General features: G+C 63.7%; 8 protein-coding genes. 5 read left to right on the top strand and 3 right to left on the bottom strand.

Going from position 1 to position 7,106, the window contains the following annotated elements:
- Positions 1 to 227 precede the first annotated feature (227 nt).
- Both CT676_RS13955 and CT676_RS13950 read right to left on the bottom strand, forming a co-directional pair.
- Positions 228 to 758 (bottom strand): DUF3617 family protein, encoded by a 531-nt coding sequence (locus CT676_RS13955; RefSeq protein ID WP_063985575.1) that lies wholly within the window; start codon positions 756 to 758, stop codon positions 228 to 230.
- A gap of 30 nt (positions 759 to 788) precedes the next feature.
- A complete protein-coding gene (locus tag CT676_RS13950) occupies positions 789 to 1,082 on the bottom strand; it encodes a hypothetical protein (protein ID WP_063985576.1) in 294 nt (97 codons plus the stop codon).
- Positions 1,083 to 1,265: 183 nt separating this feature from the next.
- On the opposite strand from CT676_RS13950, the gene CT676_RS13945 reads away from it, so the two are divergent.
- The 4 genes from CT676_RS13945 to CT676_RS13930 all read left to right on the top strand — a co-directional run bounded on the left by CT676_RS13945 (position 1,266) and on the right by CT676_RS13930 (position 4,079).
- On the top strand, positions 1,266 to 1,727 hold the full coding sequence (locus tag CT676_RS13945) for a hypothetical protein (RefSeq protein WP_063985577.1): 462 nt from the start codon (positions 1,266 to 1,268) through the stop codon (positions 1,725 to 1,727).
- 122 nt (positions 1,728 to 1,849) lie between these two features.
- Complete coding sequence (locus CT676_RS13940) at positions 1,850 to 2,569, top strand: ribonuclease T2 (protein ID WP_085403341.1); 720 nt, start codon at positions 1,850 to 1,852, stop codon at positions 2,567 to 2,569.
- Between the two features lie 179 nt (positions 2,570 to 2,748).
- Positions 2,749 to 3,609: a 23S rRNA (adenine(2030)-N(6))-methyltransferase RlmJ gene (gene rlmJ / locus CT676_RS13935; protein ID WP_085403342.1), complete on the top strand. Its 861-nt coding sequence runs from the start codon at positions 2,749 to 2,751 to the stop codon at positions 3,607 to 3,609.
- Positions 3,610 to 3,863: 254 nt separating this feature from the next.
- A complete protein-coding gene (locus CT676_RS13930) occupies positions 3,864 to 4,079 on the top strand; it encodes a cold-shock protein (RefSeq protein WP_063986700.1) in 216 nt (71 codons plus the stop codon).
- 85 nt (positions 4,080 to 4,164) lie between these two features.
- Here the strand turns inward: CT676_RS13930 and CT676_RS13925 are convergent, their stop codons facing one another.
- The gene (locus CT676_RS13925; RefSeq protein WP_014491976.1) at positions 4,165 to 4,788 is read right to left on the bottom strand and encodes an outer membrane protein; all 624 of its coding nucleotides are present in this window, start codon (positions 4,786 to 4,788) and stop codon (positions 4,165 to 4,167) included.
- Positions 4,789 to 5,037: 249 nt separating this feature from the next.
- Between CT676_RS13925 and uvrC the strand changes: the two genes are divergently transcribed.
- Positions 5,038 to 7,101, top strand: a complete 2,064-nt coding sequence (gene uvrC, locus CT676_RS13920) for an excinuclease ABC subunit UvrC (protein WP_085403343.1) — start codon at positions 5,038 to 5,040, stop codon at positions 7,099 to 7,101.
- The last annotated feature ends 5 nt before the right edge of the window (positions 7,102 to 7,106 follow it).

Raw genomic sequence — 7,106 nt, 5'->3', positions numbered from 1 at the left:
CTGCATCCGCTACGTCGGTCTGATCAAGGCGACCGGGCAAGTCGTGCTCGCCTCGATCGCCTTCAACATGAGGCGGTGGGCCACGATCGCCGCGTGAGCCGCCCTCCGAGGGCGACAACTACAGATCTTGGCAGGCAATTGCCGCGACCAGGGCATTCGCACCTGACGTCTTCAGCCTCAAGAGCCCATAACGCAACAGGCCCACAAGGGGAGAGGGGAAGACAAACCTACTTCGGCAGCAACGCCTTCAACTTGTCCATGTCGCGCACGTTCATCTTGAAGCCGCCGGGCATCACGATGTCGCCGGGCTTCTGGTCGGGCTTGCAGGCCCCGAGCCACTTGGCTTCGAGCTGCATCGTGGTGTCGCGGCCTGCTGCGCCGGCGGCGCCGCCTTGTGCATGCGACGAGGTCTTCACCGTATAGGCCGAGTTGAAATCGCCGGTGATCTCGGCATGCGAGGTCGTGCTGATGCCGGCGACGTTGCACTCGGAATCACTGACATAGCCGGTCGCGGTCTTCTTGATGTCCTGCTTGGCGCAGATCTGCTTGGCCATCGGGGAGACGTTGTTGTTCATCTCCTTGTCGACGGTCTCGTCGGTGCAGTGCTGCATGGTCATCTCGGGCATGGGCGTGCCGGTCCTGACCATCTTCATTTCCCAGAGACCGGCCTTGCGCACCGGCAGATCGTCGGCGCTGGCGCTGCCTGCCGACACCACAAGACAAAGGGCCGAGCCGAGCAAAGCGAGCTTGCGCGTCATGTGGGAAGCTCCCGACGTTCCGAAAGCGCCTCAGTACAGCGTACGGATCGGCTGTTGGGCAGCGCCATAGGGCACCCAACGGCAGGAGAACGAGATATAGCCGCCCTCAAAGGCCTGCACCGCGAGGAATTTCACGACCTTGCCGTAGCGCGCGCAGTGATCGACCGCGACCTGCCGCGCATCAGCCTGGGTCGCCAGCGAATAAGCGATGATGCCGCCGGTGTCGTTGCCCTTGAACGGAGGCACCGGAAGGAGATCGGCGCGTGCCGACTGGCTGGCCATCATCCCCAGGGCAAGAAAGCCCGCGGCCGCAATGATTCGCATTCCCGTTACTCCAATTGGTTGGGACCAGTTTACGGTGCCGGGAGGTCCATGAAAAGAACTGATGCCCCGCCGGCTGCGAGGTTGGGGTCAACTCTTGGCCAAGTGTTGCCGCGCTGCACTTGACCTGCCCCGGCCTTCGCGGCACCGTCCATCCTTCGCAAGACCCAGCTGTCCGGATTGCCCATGCGCGCCCTCCCCCTGAAATCGCTCCGCTTTGCCACCTTGCTTGGCCTCATGTTCGGGGCGCTGTCGCTCGGTGAGGCCAGGGCCGCCAATCCGCTGGAGCTGAACTTCTGGCTGAACGGGCCGCGCTATGACGGCGCCGTCGTCGATTGCGAGAGGGCGCTGCCGACCATCGCCACCCAGTTCTGGGAGAAGGAAAGCTCGTTCTGGAATTCCTCGTTGAAGATCACCGGCTTCGCCGCCGTTCACGAGATCGCGTTCCGGCCCTGGCAGTCTGACAACATTCCGCGCCGCTATTGCACCGGCGACGCCATGCTCAATGACGGAAAGGTGCGCAAGGTGCATTTCTCGATCATCGAGGATGGCGGCTTCTCCGGCTACGGCAATGGTGTGGAATGGTGCGTGGTCGGGCTCGACCGCAACTGGGCCTACAATCCGTCCTGCCGCGCCGCCAGGCCCTGAGGCTCGATCGAAAGGCCTGAATCGGACTGATCAGGCGCCTGACGGGCCGGCCCGAATTTTGTTCTTGAAATGTTCTTGTTGCCTGCTAGGCTGACTGCACAGTCTAGTTGAGGGGCGTCGCCATGTTTCATTTTAGATTGCATTCGTTCACCCGTCTCGTGATCTCACTGACCCTCCCCCTGGTTCTGGCCGCCGGGCTGGTCGCGCTGCCGGGCGGCGCGAAGGCCCAGGACAAACGGCAGAACGCGCCCGGCGAATTCGACTTCTATGTGCTGTCGCTGTCATGGTCGCCCTCCTTCTGCGAGGAGGCGTCCGAGCGCAACCGCGGCGGCGGCGGTGGTCGCTCGCAGATGCAGTGCAGCGGGCGGCCCTACGCGTTCGTGGTGCACGGGCTGTGGCCGCAATATGAGAATGGCTTCCCTGAATATTGCCAGCGGCCCTCGCCACGCCTGAACCGCAACATCGTCTCTTCGATGCTCGATTTGATGCCGGCGCCGGGGCTGATCTTCAACGAGTGGGACAAACACGGCACCTGCTCCGGGCTCGACAGCCGCAATTATTTCGAGACGATCCGAAAGGCGCGCGCCGCGATCAAGATCCCGGCGGAATATCTCGAACTGTCGCAGGCCAAGACCGTGGCGCCGGGCGAGGTGGAGGAAGCCTTCATCAAGGCCAATGCGGGCCTGAGCAACGCGGCCATCTCGGTCACCTGCAACCGGACCCGGCTCTCGGAGGTCCGCATCTGCCTCAGCAAGGACCTGCAATTCCGGGCCTGCGAGGAGATCGAGCGCCGCGCCTGCCGCCGCGACCAGGTGACGATGCCGCCGATCAGAGGTGGCTAGTCCAACTGCTCATGCCCCGTACGCCGCGCCGCTTCGGCGGTGCGCTGCAGAATCGGGGCCTATGCTGCATGGGAATCCAGACCCGGGCCCTGGCCCGCAACGCTAAGAGCGTTGCAGCGCGTCCGGGACAGACGCGCATGCCGCTTTGCTCAAGCCGTGACGTAGCGTAGTCCTGTCTCATGAACTACCGTCACGCCTTCCACGCCGGAAACTTCGCCGATGTCATCAAGCACATCGTGCTCGCGCGCATCATTACTTACCTCCAGGACAAGCCGGGGGCATTCCGTGTCATCGACACCCATGCCGGCGCCGGCCTCTATGATCTCGAAAGCGACGAGGCGCGCCGCAGCGGCGAATGGCTGACCGGCATCGCGCGGCTGATGCAGGCGCGCCTGTCGAACGACGCCGTGGCGCTGGCCAAGCCCTATCTCGACATCGTTCGTGCCTACAATCCGAAGGGCGAACTCAAGGCCTATCCGGGTTCGCCGCTGATCACGCGCGGCCTGCTGCGGCCGCAGGACCGCCTCGTTGCCTGCGAGCTTGAGCCGAAGGCGCGCAAGGCGCTGATCGGTGTGCTGCGCCGCGACGAACAGGCGCGCGTGGTCGATCTCGACGGCTGGGTCGCGCTGCCGGCCTTTGTGCCACCGAAGGAACGGCGCGGGCTCGTGCTGATCGACCCGCCGTTCGAGGCGAAAGACGAGTTCGAAAAGCTCGGCGACGCCTTCTCGGCGGCTTTCGTGAAATGGCCGACCGGTATCTATGTAATCTGGTACCCGGCCAAGAGCCGACGCGCCACCGACACGCTGGTGCAATCAGTGGCGCGGCTCGCAGCCGCAGCAAAACCGCCAGGAAAATGTCTGCGTCTCGAATTCAGTGTCGCGCCGCAGCTTGATGGCGCCGCCCTCACCTCCGCCGGATTGTTGATCGTCAATCCGCCGTACACGCTGCATGGCGAGCTCAAGACGATCCTGCCCGAGCTGGAGATACCGCTCGGACAGGGCGGAGCTGCCAGATTCCGATTAGAGGTGCCGAGGCCGTAACACACCGGCATTCTTGGGAAAAAGATGCAGGAGCGGTAGTCAATCTGCAGAGAACCGTATTATGCTGTTTCCGTGACTGGCTTTACGTTCCGCTTCCGCGAATGGTTGCGGCGGAGTGAAGGCCTAAGAAAGATCCGATCGGACCGAAAGAAAGGTCCGCCCAAGGATGGCCAGCTCCCGGGCTTCGTAAGGCCCGGTCATGTCGTGACGTGAGTCTGCGTCGCGACGGAGGAGCAATGAGGGGGAGTTTCCCGATGGCCATGACGGGAACGGTCAAGTTTTTTAACGGCGAGCGCGGCTACGGTTTCATCAAGCCCGACGACGGCGGGCGCGACGTCTTCGTGCACATTACTGCTGTGGAGCGGGCGGGACTGAAAGATCTCGCCGAAGGACAGCGCATTACTTTTGAAGTCGAGCCGGACAAGAAGGGGAAGGGACCAAAGGCAGTCAATTTGGTCATCGTCTCCTAGAGCGTTTTCGAGCGAACACCTGGCGAAAAAAATCCCGGCCGCGAGCGGCCGGGAGGCTATTGTCCGGTATTTTCTTCTTCAACTATCAGAAGTGATAGTTCACGCCGGCGCGCACAACGCTGGCGCTATAGCCGTTTGACACGCCGGTAATTGCGAACTGGCTCGTCGACAGATCGATGTAGAGATATTCGAGCTTGGCGCTCCAGTTCGGCGCGAAGCCGACTTCCGCGCCGGCACCGATGGTCCAGCCTGCGGTGGTGTGCGACTCCGTCCAGCCGAATGTCTGCGCGCGCAGTTCGCCGAAGGCGAGGCCGGCGGTGCCGTAGAACAGCACGTTGCTGAAGGCATAGCCCGCACGGCCGCGCAGCGTGCCGAACCAGGGGTTGGAGAACTTCCACGGCGCGAAGGTGTCATCAGCGCCCGCGGCCTGGATATCGCCCTCGACGCCGAACACCCATGGACCGTTCTGGAAATTGTAGCCGGCCTGTACACCGCCGACGAAACCGGAGGGCTTGACGGGCGAGTTACTCACCGAGCCCCACTCATAGCCGAGATTGGCACCGAGATACGGACCGGCCCAACTATAGGCATTGAGCGGCTGATTGACGGTGTAGGGCGCACCCTGCCCGTAATTGAGATCGGCGGCCTCTGCCGAAGCTGTCCAGCCGGCTGCAACCAACACGGCTGCGCCTACAACGAACCCCCTCATCGGTACTCTCCAACGCAACGGCCGCCCCCCGCGATGCCTGCGCCGCCGCGCAAGGCAAAATCGCATGGTTACGGAACCTCCTCTTTTTCGCGTAAGATTTATCGAGAGTTTTAAGTTAAAGGCCTGTTAAGCCGGGTTACCACGCTCTTAACAGGCTTAAGCAAGTGTTACCCGGAACCGCGCCGCCATCCTGTGTGTGCCGCAAGGCTGGAACTTCAAATCGGCACCCCCAGCGCTTAAATTCGCATCATGGCTCACGATTCCACCGACAATCCGGACGACGCACGCGCGCGCAAATCTCCGCGCGGCACGACGGCCGACGCCCCGCCGGAGAGCCTGGCGCCGCCGGACCTCGATCCCGCCACCACCGCTGGCGAGGACGAGGACGACGCGCTGCTGCCTGACATCCTGGAGGAGAGCGGCGCGGTCGGCGAAGAGCCGCTGGCGACCGGCCATGAAGCGATCGAGCGCGCGGTCCGCCTCGCGCCCACCTCGCCGGGCGTCTATCGCATGCTCAGCGCCAATGCCGACGTGCTCTATGTCGGCAAGGCCAAGAACGTCAAAAAGCGCCTGTCGAACTATGCGCGCCAGAGCGCGCCGCAACCGGCGCGCATCCTGCGCATGATCGCAGCCACGGTGACCGTGGAGATCGTCTCGACCAACACCGAGACCGAAGCGCTGCTCCTGGAAGCCAATCTCATCAAGCAGCTCCGGCCGCGCTTCAACGTGCAGCTGCGCGACGACAAGTCGTTTCCCTACATCCTGATCACCGGCGACCATTGGGCGCCGCAGATCCTCAAGCATCGTGGTGCGCAGTCGCGGCCCGGCCGCTATTTCGGCCCGTTCGCTTCCGCCGGCGCGGTCAACCGCACCATCACCGCCTTGCAGCGCGCGTTCCTGATCCGCTCCTGCACCGATTCCTTCTTCGAGAGCCGCTCGCGGCCCTGCCTGCTCTACCAGATCCGCCGCTGCGCCGGCCCCTGTACCCGCGAGATCGATTTCCCCGGCTACACGACGCTGGTGCGCGAGGCGACTGACTTCCTCTCCGGCAAGAGCCAAGCGGTGAAGCAGGAGCTTGCCGGCGAGATGGAGAAGGCCTCCGGCGAGCTCGAATTCGAGACCGCGGCACTCTACCGCGACCGCCTCGCCGCGCTGTCGGCGATCCAGTCGCAGCAGGGCATCAATCCGCGCACGGTGGAAGAAGCCGACGTGTTCGCCATCCACCAGGAGGGCGGCTTCTCCTGCGTCGAAGTGTTCTTCTTCCGCACCGGACAGAACTGGGGCAACCGCGCCTATTTCCCGCGCGCGGAGAAGACCTATACGCCGGAGGAAGTGCTGGGGTCGTTCCTCGCCCAGTTCTACGACGACAAGCCGCCGCCGAAGAACATCCTGCTCTCGCACGAGATCGAGGAGAGCGAGCTGCTCGCCAACGCGCTGTCGATCAAGGCCGGCCACAAGATCGAGGTCACGGCGCCCAAGCGCGGCGAGAAGAAGGAGCTGGTCGCCCACGCGCTGACCAATGCGCGCGAGGCGCTCGGCCGCAAGCTCGCGGACACCGCGACGCAGAGCCGGCTGCTCGACGCCATGGCCACGACGCTGAGCCTGCCGCATTCGCCCAAGCGCATCGAGGTCTACGACAACAGCCACATCCAGGGCACCAATGCGGTCGGCGCAATGATCGTCGCCGGCCCCGATGGTTTCGTGAAGAACCAGTACCGCAAGTTCAACATCAAGTCGGAAGGGCTCACGCCGGGCGACGATTACGGCATGATGAAAGAGGTGCTGGAGCGCCGCTTCAAGCGCCTGATCAATCCGCCCGAGGACGCCGCCGGCAAGGCCAAGGACGACGACTTCCCGCAATGGCCCGACCTCGTGATCATCGACGGCGGTCGCGGCCAGCTCAACGCCGTCCGGGAGATCTTTACGAATCTCGGCCTGACCCAGGTGTCGCTGATGTCGGTCGCCAAGGGACCGGACCGGGATGCCGGCCGCGAAACCCTGTTCATGCCGGAGCGCGAGGCAATCAAGCTGGAGCCGCGCGATCCCGTGCTTTACTTCATCCAGCGCCTGCGCGACGAGGCCCACCGCTTCGTCATCGGCTCGCACCGCAAGCTGCGCAAGAAGGACATCCGCGAGGCCGGTTTGCAGGAGATTCCGGGCATCGGCCCGTCACGCAAACGTGCCTTGCTGCACCATTTCGGAACCCTGAAGGAGATCGAGCGGGCCTCGATCGCCGATCTCGGCAAGGTTCCGGGGGTGAGCGCCGAGAGCGCTCGCAGGATTTTCGACTATTTCCATCCCCAGCCGGGGTGAACTAA

Origin of the sequence: Bradyrhizobium sp. MOS001, from assembly GCF_004634465.1 — a bacterium.
GTDB lineage: Bacteria > Pseudomonadota > Alphaproteobacteria > Rhizobiales > Xanthobacteraceae > Bradyrhizobium > Bradyrhizobium barranii.
This window is presented reverse-complemented; position numbering and strand designations above follow the sequence as displayed.